The organism is Flavobacterium sp. Leaf82 (genome assembly GCF_001422725.1).
Taxonomy (GTDB): Bacteria; Bacteroidota; Bacteroidia; order Flavobacteriales; family Flavobacteriaceae; genus Flavobacterium.
Genome location: NZ_LMMA01000006.1, coordinates 64,476 through 79,950, shown reverse-complemented (window position 1 = coordinate 79,950; position 15,475 = coordinate 64,476). Strand labels below are relative to the sequence as shown.

8 protein-coding genes are annotated in these 15,475 nt (G+C 34.5%); all 8 read left to right on the top strand.

Translation table 11 applies throughout. The annotated features are described in order from the left end of the window. Positions 1 to 459: 459 nt before the first annotated feature. The 8 genes from ASF10_RS06425 to ASF10_RS06390 all read left to right on the top strand — a co-directional run bounded on the left by ASF10_RS06425 (position 460) and on the right by ASF10_RS06390 (position 15,356). Positions 460 to 813 (top strand): hypothetical protein, encoded by a 354-nt coding sequence (locus ASF10_RS06425; RefSeq protein ID WP_241774919.1) that lies wholly within the window; start codon positions 460 to 462, stop codon positions 811 to 813. A 188-nt stretch (positions 814 to 1,001) separates the two neighbouring features. Further along, on the top strand, positions 1,002 to 3,104 hold the full coding sequence (locus ASF10_RS06420; RefSeq protein WP_056246878.1) for a glycoside hydrolase family 97 protein: 2,103 nt from the start codon (positions 1,002 to 1,004) through the stop codon (positions 3,102 to 3,104). A 337-nt stretch (positions 3,105 to 3,441) separates the two neighbouring features. After that, the gene (locus ASF10_RS06415; RefSeq protein WP_056246876.1) at positions 3,442 to 4,410 is read left to right on the top strand and encodes a type I phosphomannose isomerase catalytic subunit; all 969 of its coding nucleotides are present in this window, start codon (positions 3,442 to 3,444) and stop codon (positions 4,408 to 4,410) included. 304 nt (positions 4,411 to 4,714) lie between these two features. Next, complete coding sequence (locus ASF10_RS06410) at positions 4,715 to 5,725, top strand: LacI family DNA-binding transcriptional regulator (RefSeq protein ID WP_056246874.1); 1,011 nt, start codon at positions 4,715 to 4,717, stop codon at positions 5,723 to 5,725. 291 nt (positions 5,726 to 6,016) lie between these two features. Next, complete coding sequence (locus ASF10_RS06405) at positions 6,017 to 9,106, top strand: SusC/RagA family TonB-linked outer membrane protein (protein ID WP_241774918.1); 3,090 nt, start codon at positions 6,017 to 6,019, stop codon at positions 9,104 to 9,106. Positions 9,107 to 9,117: 11 nt separating this feature from the next. Beyond that, positions 9,118 to 10,635, top strand: a complete 1,518-nt coding sequence (locus ASF10_RS06400; protein ID WP_056246870.1) for a SusD/RagB family nutrient-binding outer membrane lipoprotein — start codon at positions 9,118 to 9,120, stop codon at positions 10,633 to 10,635. A 318-nt stretch (positions 10,636 to 10,953) separates the two neighbouring features. Beyond that, positions 10,954 to 12,942 (top strand): beta-mannosidase, encoded by a 1,989-nt coding sequence (locus ASF10_RS06395; protein WP_241774917.1) that lies wholly within the window; start codon positions 10,954 to 10,956, stop codon positions 12,940 to 12,942. Positions 12,943 to 13,091: 149 nt separating this feature from the next. Continuing rightward, positions 13,092 to 15,356 (top strand): GH92 family glycosyl hydrolase, encoded by a 2,265-nt coding sequence (locus tag ASF10_RS06390; protein ID WP_056246868.1) that lies wholly within the window; start codon positions 13,092 to 13,094, stop codon positions 15,354 to 15,356. The last annotated feature ends 119 nt before the right edge of the window (positions 15,357 to 15,475 follow it).

Sequence of the window (15,475 nt, the reverse complement as noted above, 5' to 3'; positions counted from 1 at the left end):
TTAATTGGGAAGTCTTTTTTTTTGTTTCATATTTTTTCGACCTTATTAGATGACAAAACAAATTTATCAATCAGATATAAACAGCAATATCCTGATTTTTAAACAAAAGTTTTTAAAGTCTTTACCAAATAAGCTCAAAGCTTAAAAAGCAGTAGCGTAGTGCATCGTACTACGAATTAAATTAAAAGTTGGATTACCCTGAAAGGGGAAAAGCAAATAGGTAAATACTATGTAGATTATGTTGAATGTTTCTTGTGTAATTATACTTTCACCCTTTCAGGGTTAAAATAGAAATCGTTTTTTTATAGTGCTTCGCACCATGCTATTGCTAAGACTCTTTCAGAGTTTTAAATTGTTTATTGCCAGATAATTTTTATTTGTAAGTAAGTAGTCAAAAATATAAAAACATATAAATCCAGTTAAATACGTTCCTGTTATTGTGAATAAATCTTCTGAACTATGCAGAAAAAAAACATGGAAGCAAATTCAATTAAAACGTTAGAAGATCTAAGAATATTAAACGCCCGTTATTTCAACAACGTCAATTCATCTGTAGATAAAACAGGAATATATACGGCTAAGATTAAGTTTTTAAATTATTTTGAGTTGGGCTGTGCCATTACTGACTTATTAAAATTATGCATTTTGGCGATAGATCATGAAGCGCATATAATTTCTGATACAAATAAAAATGCTATAAACGTGGCACTTATGTTAGAAACTGCACTTGAAATGTTTCCTTTGGATGAGTTTGAATTGTTAAGTGAGCTTAACGAAATTCTAATTGCCGATTCTCAAAATATAAAGGAATAATGAATTGAATAAATCCGTTTATCGGAAGTTTTCATTTAAAATGGAAGATATTATTTGTCTAATTTTTTTGACTATTTAGTGGAGAAAAACCCATAATTCCCGATTTTTTCTCCTTTGGATAATTCCATTTCATAAATTTTATTATGTTTGCTAAATCGATTTAGCAATTCTTGAAACTTTCTTTAATTATGAAAAATATACTCTTAACGTTTTTCTTTAGTATTATTTCTACTGCATTTATAAATGCTCAGGAACTTAAATCTCCAGATGGAAATTTGACTTTGACATTTCATTTAAATGCAGCAGGAACTCCAATTTATACTCTTAATTATAAGAACAAAGAAGTGCTTAAAGAAAGCAAATTGGGCTTTGTTATAAAGTCTGACATCTTGCTGAATGAAGATTTTGAGATAGCAGCAACAAAGTTTCAGTCAGAAAACAGTACATGGAAACCGGTTTTAGGCGAACAAAAAGAAATACAAAATCACTACAATGAATTACGTGCTGATCTGGTTCAGGGAAAAAGCAAACGAAAACTTTCGATCTATTTCCGATTGTTTAATGATGGATTGGGTTTTAGATATGAATTTCCGATACAGGATAATTTGCGCCACTTTATCATTCAGGAAGAAACAACAGAGTTTAACTTAACCGGAGATCATAAACTTTTCTGGATTCCGGGAGATTATGATACAAACGAATACAGTTATACAACATCAAAAATATCCAAGATGCAGTCTTTGGTTTACAACGCTACACATGTTCCGCTTGCAGCACAATCAACCACTAAAAATCTTGCCACTCAAACGCCTTTGATGATTAAAACAAATGATAATCTTTATATCAATATTCACGAAGCAGCCCTGAAAAATTATCCAGCAATGTGCCTTAATGTCGATGATAAAACTTTCTCATTGAGTTCTCATCTTGTTCCGGATGCGGTTGGCAATAAAGGTTATATTCAAACGGGAAGTTTTACGCCCTGGAGAACGATTGTTGTAAGTGATGACGCAAGAAATATTCTGGCTTCAAAAATGATTTTAAACTTAAACGAACCTTGTAATTTTGATGATACTTCCTGGATTAAACCCGTTAAATACATTGGGGTTTGGTGGGAATATTTTACTGGCGGAGGTTCGACCTGGGCATATTCAGACAATCAGGATGTGGTTATTGGAGCAACGGATTTTGCTAAATTAAAACCAAATAAAACGCACGGAGCCAATACTAAACATGTAAAAGAGTATATAGATTTTGCAGCAACAAATGGTTTTGATGCCGTTTTGGTCGAAGGATGGAATGAGGGTTGGGAAGACAATACGGCCTTTAAAAAAGAACGCATTTATAGTTTTACAAAAGCATATCCGGATTTTGATGTAAAAGATCTTAGTGATTATGCCAGTAAAAAGAACGTGAAAATTATTATGCACCATGAAACAACATCTTCCACATCAGAATATGAGCGACAATTAAATGATGCCTTAAATTTTATGGTCGATAATAATTATAACGCTGTAAAAACGGGATATGTAGGTCCAATTATCCCGAGGGGAGAACATCATGACGGGCAGCAAATGGTGAATCATTATGCATATGTTGCCAAAGAAGCTGCAAAACACAAAATCATGGTAGATTCTCATGAAGCAGTTCGACCTACGGGTTTGCACAGAACATATCCTAACTGGTTTGCGCAGGAATCAGCGCGCGGAACTGAGTTTGAATCTATGGAGGGAATTCATCCGGATCACACTACAATTTTGCCTTTTACACGATTAATGGGCGGACCGATGGATTATACACCGGGAATTTTTCAGGGAGATTTATCGGTTTACGGATCTAAAAAAAATAAGCTGAGTACAACTCTTGTCAAGCAATTGGCATTGTATGTTACTATGTACAGTCCGTTGCAAATGGCGGCTGATTTACCGGAGAATTATATCCGTTTTAATGATGCATTTCAGTTTATAAAAGATGTTGCGCTGGATTGGGATGAAACTTATATCCTTGAAGCAGAACCCGGTGATTATATTACAATTGCCAGAAAAACCAAAGGAAAACAAGAATGGTTTGTAGGCGGAATCACGGATGAAAATGCACGGATTGCTACAATTGATTTTAGTTTTCTTCCTGCTGGAAAATCATATACAGCTACAATTTATGAAGACGGAAAAACGGCAGATTATAAAACCAATCCGCAATCCTACAATATTCGAAAAGTAACTGTAAACAGTAAAACGAAACTAAAACAAAAATTAGCTTCAAGCGGTGGTGTGGCTATTTCTATAAAATAAATGGTTTGAGAAATGGTACGCGGATGACACGGATTCGTTAAAGCGAAAACACGGATAAAAACGGATTTTCTGTTGTTGTTTGAAAAAAAATCTGCTAAATCTGCTAGAGAAAAAAGTTTAGCCACAGATTAGAAAGATTAAAAAGATTTTGTCTTCTTGCAAATAGAGTTGGAGAAAAATAATTCAAAAAATCTGCTTAATTTGCCAAATCTGAGAGAGAAAAAATTAGCCACAGATTAAACACATTTATTATTTAAATGAGTCAAAATAATTCATGAAAATTCCTGTAATTCGTGGCAAAAAACAAACTAGATATTAATTTAAAAAACATAAAAAAATGAGCATAAAAATTTATCCTTTACAATTTGAGCCAATTCTGAAAGACAGAATCTGGGGAGGCGAAAAATTAAAAACGGTTCTTAATAAACCAATTACGTCTAATATTACCGGAGAAAGCTGGGAATTGTCTACTGTCGAAGGTGATGTAAGTGTAGTCGCTAACGGAGAATTAAAAGGAAAATCATTGACAGAATTAATCAATGAGTCACCAAATGAAATTTTAGGAACGAAAGTTTACGAGCGATTTGGGAATCAGTTTCCTTTATTGTTTAAATATCTTGATGCGCGTGAAGATTTGTCGATACAAGTTCACCCTAATGATAAACTGGCAAAAGAACGCCATAATTCTTTTGGAAAGACAGAAATGTGGTACGTAATGCAGGCAGATCAGGACGCAAGGATTATTGTAGGTTTTAAAGAAGATTCAAGCAAAGAAGAATATCTGGAGAATCTAAATAATAAAACTTTAGTTTCTATTCTGGATGATGTAAAAGCAAAAGCCGGAGACGTTTTCTTTTTGGAAACCGGAACTGTCCATGCAATTGGTGCAGGATTGGTTGTTGCAGAAATTCAGCAAACATCTGATATTACATACCGTTTATATGATTTTGACAGGGTAGATGCGCAGGGAAATAAACGAGAATTGCATGTTGATTTAGCACTTGATGCTATCAATTACAATAAAGTAGATACGTATAAAAAATACGAAAAAGAAGTAAATCAATCCAACGTAGTAGTTGATTGTCCTTATTTCACCACTAATTTTATTCCGCTTGACGGAAAGATTGATGCAAATAAAAACGGTGAAACTTTTACGGTATATATGTGTATCGAGGGATCTTTTGAAATTAGATACGGAAACGTAACGTATCAATATAAAAAAGGAGATACGGTTTTGATTCCTGCTGACATACGCAGTTATGTTTTAGAAGGTTCAGCGTCAATCCTGGAAGTATTTATTTCGTAACTAATAGATAACTTTAGATTTCTAAATTAAATACAGAGTCGCAAAGTAAATTAAAGCTTTGCGACTTTTTTATTATAAATAGGCAGGATAACAGATAATTCATATTAAAAGGAAAGATGTCTTCAAAAAAGATAAAAAACGATTTATCCTCAAATTACCTATAATTGCTGATGATTGTATTTATAATTAGCTTTAAAAAAATGATATGTTTAAAAAAATAATTACAAAATCGTTTTAGTAATTATTTTTATCTATATATTTGTGATATAATTAATAACAGCTTAATAAAAAATTAACTCATTCAATGAAAAAGATTACTATTAAGGATATTGCCACAGAGGCGCAAGTGTCTATATCTACTGTATCTTTTGTCATTAATGATAAAGGCGAGAAAATGGGGATCAGCCCGGCGGTAATTAAAAAAGTACAGCAAGTTGCTGAAAAACTCAATTACCGACCTAGTATGATTGCCACGAGTCTTAGAACCGGAAAGACGAGATCGATAGGATTAATTGTCGAAGATATTTCGAATCAGTTCTTTGCAGATCTTGCCAGAGTGATTGAAGATGAGGCTAAAAGCATTGATTATAGAGTTTTTTATTGTAGTACAGGTGGAGATGACGGACGTTCTCAAGAATTGATACATAGTCTTTTGCAGGCAAACGTAGATGGTTTTATTATTACGCCAACAGAAAATTTAGAAGACAGTATTGATCTTCTTTTAAAACTGAAAAAACCAGTAGTTTTAGTCGACAGGTATTTTCCCGGTCAGAGAGTAAGTCATGTTGTAATGGATAATTATGAAGCCTCGAATACGGCAACAAAATTTATAATCAGTAAAGGTTGTAAAAATATTGCCGTTGTAAACAATGAGTCAGAAATGATTCAGATGAAGTTACGAGAAGATGGCTGTCGCGATGCCTTGAAAGAAGCAGGAATTTATAATGAATCACTTGTGCTTCATATGGATTACTACAGCAATGAAGAAACCAGAATTGCAACAATAGCCCGTTTTTTAGAAAAAAATCCAAATATTGATGCCGTTTTATTCCTGACGAATTATATGGGATTAGCAGGTCTTCAGGCTTTTAAAGGAATGGGAATCAGGATTCCTGAAGATATTGCAGTTATTAGTTTTGATGATCATGACAGTTTTAAGCTGCATACACCCGCAATAACGGTTATTGCACAGCCTATTGAAGATATTGCTGTAAAATCGATACAATTATTGATGAGTCAGATGACTGATATGGGAAAATTTGAAGTAGAAAAAAGTCTTAAAAAAGGGAAATTGATTATTAGAGAGTCAGTTTAATTTAAGATATTAAGAAGAATAAAAAAGAAAAGAAACGTTTCGTTTTTTTTTATTCATTTTACTAAATCGTTTTAGTAAAATTTAGAAAAAGCAAACTGATAATCAGTTTTTTTTTGAACAGTTTACTATATCGATTTCTTCAATAACAACAGGAAATATTATTATAAAAACATAGTATTTAAAGATGGAGATCTTAGAATACCATATTAAAATTGAGTTCAAATTTTTATTAATTTTTAAAAACAATCACGTTAAAACAAAATCAAAACAAATAACCAAAAAAAAATGCTTATGAAACGAATATTGGCAGTGTTAGGAATGGTATTGTTGAGCAGCTTAGGAGCTGTTGCCCAAAACCGATTAATAACAGGCATAGTGGCTGATGCAGAGAACAAGGGAATTGTTGCTGCATCGATAGAGGTTCAGGGAAAACCGTTTAGTGCAATTACAGATGCTGAAGGCCGGTTTAAAATGAATGTTCCGGAAGGAAAGGTTACATTGAACGTATCATCTATTGGTTTTGCATCAAAATTAGTAGTGCTTCAGGAAAATGAAAACAGAGTTGCTGTTGTCCTGATCGAAAATACACAAGAACTAAAAGATGTTGTAGTAACTTCCTTTGGGGTTAAGAAACAAAAGAAAAGTTTGGGTTATGCAGTTGGAGAACTAAAAGGAGACGAGCTGACCAAGAATAAAGAAATCAACTTAGGAAATGCCCTTCAGGGAAAAATTGCCGGAGTTAACGTTTCTGCACCGGTTTCAGGACCTTCAGGTTCGAGCCGTGTTGTAATTCGTGGAGCAACATCGGCTTCTGGTCTTAATCAGCCTTTGTATGTTGTAGACGGTATTCCAATTGATAATAGCCAGCAAGGAAATGCCGGAATGTACGGTGGAGCTGATAAAGGAGATGGTATGTCTTCTTTTAATCCGGATGATATCGCTTCGATGTCAGTACTTAAAGGTAGTGCGGCTTCTGCACTTTACGGATACAGAGGATCAAACGGTGTTATCTTAATTACGACTAAAAAAGGAAAAAGCGGAACAGGAATTGGAGTAGATTTTAGTACAAATTCTACCTTCAATACACCGGCAACTCTTTTACATTGGCAAGATCAATACGGAGCGGGAGCGCCTGTAAATGGTGTTGCAACAAGATTTGCAAACGCACAGGAACTTGGAGATTCTTACTATTTTGCCTGGGGAGATAAATATGACGGAACTCCGTCTCTTGGTATCGATGGAATTACAAGACCATATCAGGCTTACGGACAGGATAACGTTAAAAATTTCTACAGAACCGGATATTCTTTCAGTAATACTTTAGCAATTTCCGGAGGAAACGAAACAACTAATTTCAGGTTGTCTTTTGGAAATACGAAAGATGAATCTATTTTGCCGGGAACTAACTTTGGAAGAAATAACGTGACTTTAAGTTTAAATTCGGCACCAAATAAAAAGGTAAGTATCGAGACAAACGCACAGTATATTTCTGAGAAAAGCCATAACAGACCTTATTTGAATGATTCTCCAAGAAACCCATCTTTTCCGGTTACTTTTATGACTCCGGGAACAGATATTAGATGGATCAGCAATGCATATGATGAAAATGGAGGAGAAGCAGATTATTTTCAATCAAATGTATATCAGACAAATCCATATTTTGCAACACAGGAAACCCTGAATAACGATCTTAGAAAACGTTTTATAGGTTCGGCAAAAGTAAATTATAATATTACCGATAAAATTTACGCAAAAGCTGTCGTTGGTATTGATGATATTAATTATGAATTTACAGAAATTGAACCAACCGGAATTAACTATGCACCTGGTGGAGCTTATGAAAATACCGTTCAAAACCGTTCTGAGTTTAATGCTTCAGGTTACTTAGGATACAAAGGCGATATCGTAAAAAATCTTTCTTTGGATGCTTTTGTTGGAGCAAACCGTCAGGATAACAGAATGAGTGGTATTAAAATGAGAGGAAATAACTTTATTGTTCCGTTCAAGTATTTTTATGCAAACACTCAGCCTGTAAAAACAGAAAAATTATTTTCTGAAAGCGAAGTAAATTCACTTTTTTATTCAGCAGATTTAGGTTATAAAGATTTCTTATATGTTAGTTTAACAGGTCGTGAAGATTGGTTTTCTACTTTAGATCCTGCAAATAACAGTACTTTTTACCCATCTGTGAGTACAAGTTTTATTTATTCTGAAATAGTTAAATTACCGGAATGGATGTCTTATGGTAAAATTAGAGCTGGTTGGGGTAATGTTGGTGGAGCTTTGCCGGATGCGTATGCTTTATCATTGACGTATACTGCGCCAGACGGACAAACAGATTCTCAAGGTCAGCCAATTTTGGGTGTTAATGGAGAAACGGTTCCAAACAAATTCTTAAAACCTTATAATGTAAGTACAATCGAATTTGGTTTTGAAAATACATTCTTCAATAACAGATTAAGTACAGATTTGACTTTTTACCAAAAAAGAACAACAAATGATATTGCTGATGCTGATATTTCTAAAGCTTCTGGTTACAGAACTACAAAAATCAATGTGGGAGAAATCCTGAATCAGGGTGTTGAATTTGCCGTAAATGTAAAAGCAGTAAAAACACCTAATTTTAGCTGGAGTGTTGGTTATAATTTTGCTTACAACGAGAGTGAAGTTGTTAACCTTTCTGATAAAATTCCAACAAAATTGTTAGATGATAACAGAGATGCAAGAGCTTCTGTAGTATTAGAAAAAGGACAGCCTTTTGGAGTAATCAAAGCTTATGATTATTTAAGAGATACAAACGGAAACATTGTACTTGATCCAAGCGGTAAATTTCTTAGAGGAAACTTAATTATTGCAGGACAAGGTGTTGCGCCAACTTCAATGGGACTTTCAAATGATTTCTCTTATAAAAATTTCACACTTTCTGTTTTTGTAGATGCTAAATTTGGAGGAGAAATTTATTCTGCAACAAACCAATTAGGAATGCGTTACGGATTATCTGAAGCTTCACTTGCTGGTCGTGAAGGCGGAGTTGCCGTTTCAGGAACAGATACAAACGGAAATCCTGTAAACACAACTGTTTCTGCATACGATTACTGGAGAAGTTATAGCGATGTAACATCAAATTTTGTATACGATGCTGATTTTGTAAAGTTAAGAGCGATTTCTTTTAGCTATAATTTTCCAAAATCGTATATCGAAAAAACACCTTTCCAATCGATTAGTTTAGCATTCTCTGCTCATAATTTATGGACAATTTATGACAAAGTGCCTAATATAGATCCAGAGTCAAACTATAATAATAGTAATGCTCAGGGACTTGAAAGAGCTTCTATGCCTTTGACAAGAAATTATGGTATAACACTTAATGTCAAATTCTAATAATAAAAAAGATGAAAAATAGATATATTAAAATATTTTGTGTCGCAATTGTTAGTGCAATGACATTAGCATCATGCGATAAAGGATTCGAAGAAATGAATACGAATCCAAATGCCTTAACAGAACCTGCAGTAAAATCGATGTTTACATTAGCTGAGATTTATGTTGACGGTCAGGATTTTTCGAATACAAGAGGAAATAATATTTATGCCGCACAAATCGTACAGCAATTTTCTTCACCAGGAGGAGCGGGTTCAAAATACACCTATTCTTCTGAATATTCAGCTGCCCTTTTTGGAGAATCTTATGGAAAAGGATTGAATCAGATTTATCAATTAATGTCGGTTTTGCCAAACACTGATGAAAATTCAAATGCAATTCAGGCTTTAAGAATCATGAAAGTTTTAATGTTTCAAAAACTAACAGATACTTATGGAGAAGTTCCTTATTTTGAAGCAGGAAAAGGATATAATGGAAATATTTTTACTCCAAAATATGACACTCAGGAAGCTATTTATAATGACCTTTTAAAAGAACTAGACGAAGCCGGAACAGCATTAGATGCCAATAAAGGTTTTGTTGGTGCAGCAGATTTATATTACCAGAGTGATGTTGCCAAATGGAAAAAATTGGCAAATTCAGTAATGCTTAGAGTAGCTATGCGTTTGTCTAAAGTAAATCCGGCTAAAGCTAAAGAATATGTAGAAAAAGCAGTTTCAAAAGGTGTTTTTGCTTCAAATGATGACAGTCTTGTTTTAAAACATGATTCAGGTCCACAAGGAGTTAGGACTAATCCTATTACTTCTGCGTGGGTTACAAATGATTTGAACGGAGGAGAATCAAACATAAAATTCAGTAAAACATTTATCGATCAGTTAAAAAACAATAATGATCCTCGTTTAAGAATCTATGCTAAATTAGAAGCAACAGGAGATAACAATCCGGCAAACCAACAAGGTCTTGCTAATGATGCTAAAGATTTTCCGGGTGGAGATAAAAAAGTTTTCTCAGACCCAAATACTTCTACAGTATTACGTTTAGATGCACCAACATTAATTATGTCATATGCTGAAGTTCAATACATATTGGCAGAAGCAGCTGTAAAAGGCTGGAACGTTGGCGGAAGTGCACAACAATACTATGATAACGGAGTAAAAGCAGCGATGGAAGTATTAACTATTTTTGGAGATAAAGTACCGGCGGTTACACCTGCTGAATACACTACTTATATGACAGCTCATCCTTTTAAAATTGCTGGAACTGAGGCTCAAAAAATCGAACAGATTATCACTCAAAAATGGATTGTATTGTTGTTTAATGGTTTTGAAGCTTTTTCAGAATACAGAAGAACAGGATATCCGGTTTTAGTTCCTATAAATGATCCTACGGGAGAAACAAACGGAACAATTCCGAGAAGATTAATCTACGATCAGTCAGAGCTTTTAACAAATGCAGATAACTATCAGCAAGCAATAAGCCGTCAGGGATTAGACAGAATGACAACCAGAATCTGGTGGGATAAACAATAAATTTGGTTAGGTTAGTTAAAATAAGTCGGGAGGGAATACCTGTACCGCCCGGCTTATTTTTTAAAGATTCAGAGTTTCTAAGAGTAAAGAAGAAAAGAGTAAAGAAGAAAGAGTAAAGATTAGGGAGACAAAGCTTTGCGAACTTATGCCAACCGTTTATGTTCAAAAGCTAAAGAAAAACTTTGTGCACTTTGCGGTTAAATCTCGCATTCAAAAGAAAAATCATTGCGCACTTTGCGGTAAATTTATATTAAAAGATTTTCAGAAAAGAAATCCTTCCAAATACGTGTTATATCACTTGCAGTAAAAAAATAAAAAATGAAATATATAAAAAACTTTTATTGGGTAATATCTCTTTGTATTGCGAATTTCTCATTTGTAATCAATGCTCAAAGTATTGATATAAAAGAAGATTGGCAATATCGAGAAATAAAAACTGATAAATGGTTTCCTGCAACCGTGCCGGGAGAAATCCACACTGATTTATTGAATAATAAAGTCATTCCGGATCCATTTTACAGAGACAATGAAAAAAAAGTTGCCTGGATCGAAAAGAAAGATTGGGAATATAAAACCACATTTCAGATTAGTGCAGCAACATTAAAAAAGAAAAATGCCGAGTTGGTTTTTGACGGATTAGATACTTACGCAACCGTTTACCTCAACAATCAATTGGTTTTGAAAGCGGATAACATGTTCCGTCAATGGCGGGTAGATGTTAAAAAACTCATTAAATCCGGAAATAATGATTTAGTAATTGTTTTTAAATCCGCACAAAATGTAGTTGATTCCCTTGCTAAAAAAGATTTTCCATTTGTGATTCCGGATAACCCGCGTGCTTATGTGCGTAAAGCGCAATATCATTTTGGATGGGATTGGGGACCAAAATTCACCACTTGCGGAATCTGGAAAACACCAAGATTAGAAGCTTACGACGAAAAAACTCCGGAGAAACCATATGTTTTAGATCGAAAGATAGAATTAGTACAACAACCGGATAGTCTGGGGAAATCATTTTATTTTAAGATTGATGGAAAACCGGTTTATATGAAAGGCGCTAATTATATTCCGTCAGATGCTTTTTTATCCAGAGTAACCAAAAAAGAATACGAAAAAGTAGTTGGAATGGCGAAAGATGCCAATATGAATATGCTTCGTGTTTGGGGTGGCGGAATTTATGAAGACGATTATTTCTATGATTTATGCGATAAAAATGGAATCTACGTCTGGCAGGATTTTATGTTTGCCGGAACAATGGTTCCCGGAGATGATGCCTTTTTTGATAATGTAAAAAAAGAAGTTCAGTATCAGGTAAAACGTTTACGCCATCATAAAAGTATTGTTTTATGGTGCGGAAATAATGAAATCGATGAAGCCTTTAAAGATTGGGGATGGCAAAAAAGCATGAAAATGTCTAAGCAGGATTCCACCAGATTATGGAAAGACTATGTTCGATTGTTTCAGGACAGTATCCCAAAATGGGTAAAAGAAGTCGATACAAAACGACCGTATATTAGTTCGTCGCCATTATTTCATTGGTCCAGAAAAGCCAGTATTACAGAAGGTGACAGCCATTATTGGGGAACCTGGTGGGGATTAGAAGATGTAGAAGCCGTACAGAAAAAAACAGGACGTTTTGTGAGCGAATACGGAATGCAGGCAATGCCAACTTATTCGTCAATAGAAAAATTTACATTGCCGGAAGACCGCTATTTATATTCGGATATTTTGCAGGCACATCAAAAAGCCGGAAAAGGATTCCTGAAATTAGATTCGTATTTGAATCGTTACTTTATTGATTCGACCAAAATAAAGAAAATGAATGTCGAGGATTATAGTTACCTCACACAATGTTTGCAATATTATTCGCTTAAAAATATTATAGGAATCCACCGCTCAAAAGCACCTTATAATATGGGAACTCTGGTTTGGCAGCTTAACGATTGCTGGCCGGTAGCAAGCTGGAGCGTAACCGATTATTATGACCGCCAGCCCAAAGCAGCGTGGTATGCAATGAAAGAAGCATATCGGGATGATAAAATGCCTGAAATAGATTTGACGCGCCCAATAAATTTAACACTCGAAGATCCAAAAATTACTTGGGAAGTAAAGGGAAATAAATTAGTTTTAAAAGCATCAAAATTTGCCAAATATGTAAACGTTTCCATAAAAGGATATACCGGAAAATGGACCGATAATTATTTCGATTTAAAACCCGGAGAAGAAAAAATAATCACATTTGAAGGAAAAATTGAAAAACCGGTTTTAAAAGTGTACTCTTTGTATGAGGTTTTAGCAAGGTATTAAGGTTCTAAGGTTTTCTGTAGAGACGCACAGCAGTGCGTCTACTTTGCGGGCTTTGCAATGTTCAACGTTTAAAAAATATCCGTGTAAATCTGTTTAACCCGTGTCATCCGTGGGCAACATCTACACAAGTCAAATAAAAAATAAGTAAAATGGTTACAAAATTCAAAAACATTGTTTTCGCTATAATTATGCTAAGTAGTTTGGCGGTAATTTCGCAGGAAAAGAAATTAAAACAAACTGGTACAGATTATACACAATATGTAGATCCATTTATTGGATCTGCAGGACACGGACACGTATTTGTGGGCGCAAATGTTCCTTTTGGAGCCGTACAATTAGGACCCGTAAATGTTTTTGAAGGCTGGGATTGGTGCAGCGGATACAACTACGCCAGTAATACCATTTTAGGATTCACGCACACGCATTTAAGCGGAACAGGAATTGGAGATTTAAACGATATTTTATTACTTCCTGTTTCAGGAAAAGTACCGCTTACCAAAGGAACAAAAGAAGATATGGCAACCGGTTATGGTTCTTATTTCTCTCATAAAAACGAAGTAAGCAAAGCTGGGTATTACAGCGTTTTATTGGATAAATATAAAATCAAAGCCGAGTTAACTGCCAGCGAAAGAGTCGGTTTTCATAAATATACTTTTAATACTACTACAGACAATCACGTTTTACTTGATCTTGCAGACGGAATTGGTTGGGATAAACCAGTAAAAACGTTCATAAAAAAAATCAATGAAACGACGCTTGTTGGATACAGATATTCTGCGGGTTGGGCGGCTGATCAACGTATTTTCTTTACGATTGAATTCTCTGAACCAATTTCAAATATAACTTTATATGATGATAAAACTGCTGTAAAAGGAAATGAAGGAGAAGGTTTAAAAATGAAAGCCGTTTTGGATTTCAAGACATTAAAAAACAAACAAGTTTTAGTAAAAGTTGGGATTTCTCCGGTAAGTTATGAAAACGCTTCCGCGAATATTAAAGCCGAGATTCCGGGTTGGGATTTTAATGCTGTAGCAAAAGAAGCAACTTCAAAATGGAACAAAGAATTAAATAAAATTCAGATCAAAGGAGATGACAAAACGATGAAAGTTTTTTATACTGCTTTGTATCATACCATGTTTGCACCTTCGATTTTCAATGATGTAAACGGAGATTATAGAGGAACAGACAAAAAAGTTTACGAAAAAGCAAATTTTACAAATTACACCACTTTCTCACTTTGGGATACTTACCGTGGTTTGCATCCTTTATACACGATTACGCAACAGGATAAAATCAACGATATCGTTAAGTCGTTTTTGGCAATCTACGAACAACAAGGTCGATTACCGGTTTGGCATTTAATGGGCAATGAAACCAATACGATGAACGGAAATCACTCGATTGCCGTGATTGTAGATGCTTACATGAAAGGTTATAGAGATTACGATACCGCATTGGCATACGAAGCGATCAAAAAAACAGCTATGCAAACGCGTGACGGAATGGATTATGTTCAAAAACTAGAATATATTCCTGCTGATAAAATGTTAGAATCTGTTGGTAATGCATTAGAATATGCGATTGATGATTATTGTGTAGCACAAATGGCAAAATCTTTAGGTAAAACAGATGATTATAATTATTTCACCAAAAGAGCCAATTTGTACAAGCTTTATTTCGATAAAGAAACCACATTCATGCGTGGAAAATTAACTGATGGAAATTGGAGAACACCATTTAACCCGCTTTCATCAGCGCACCGTAAAGACGATTATGTCGAGGGAAATGCGTGGCAATATACCTGGTTGGTTCCTCAGGATCCTTATGGATTAATTGAATTGTTTGGAAGCGAAGATAAATTTTTAGCCAAATTAGATTCTCTTTTCTTAATCACAGATAAAGTAGAAGGCGAAGAAATTTCACCGGACATTAGCGGATTAATTGGTCAATATGCACAAGGAAATGAACCAAATCACCATATTCCGTATTTGTACGCTTATGCAGGACAACCTTGGAAAACGGCAAAACTAATCCGTGAAATCGATGATAAATTTTACTCGACAAAACCGGACGGATTATGCGGAAACGAGGATTTAGGGCAAATGTCGGCTTGGTATATTTTATCTTCAATGGGATTTTATTCGGTTAATCCCGCAAACGGAATTTATGTTTTAGGAAGTCCGTTAGTAAATTCAGCGACAATTCATCATAAAGAAGGAATTTCGTTTACAGTAAACGCAATTGATAATAGCAAAACAAATATCTACATCCAGAAAGTAGAATATAAAGGAAAACCTTATACAAAATCATACATCACACACGATATGATTGTAAAAGGAGGAGAATTAAAATTATTTATGGGAAGTAAACCATCGACAACTTTTGGAGTAAAAAAAGAAGATAGACCGCTTTAGGAAGTTTACAGTTTTCAGTCGCAGTTTTCAAGCTTAGACGAACGAGATTTAGATTAAAGAAATATGAGTTAAGTCACGGTTTTTAGCTTAAAGCCTATCGCTTAAAGCTTAAAGCAAAA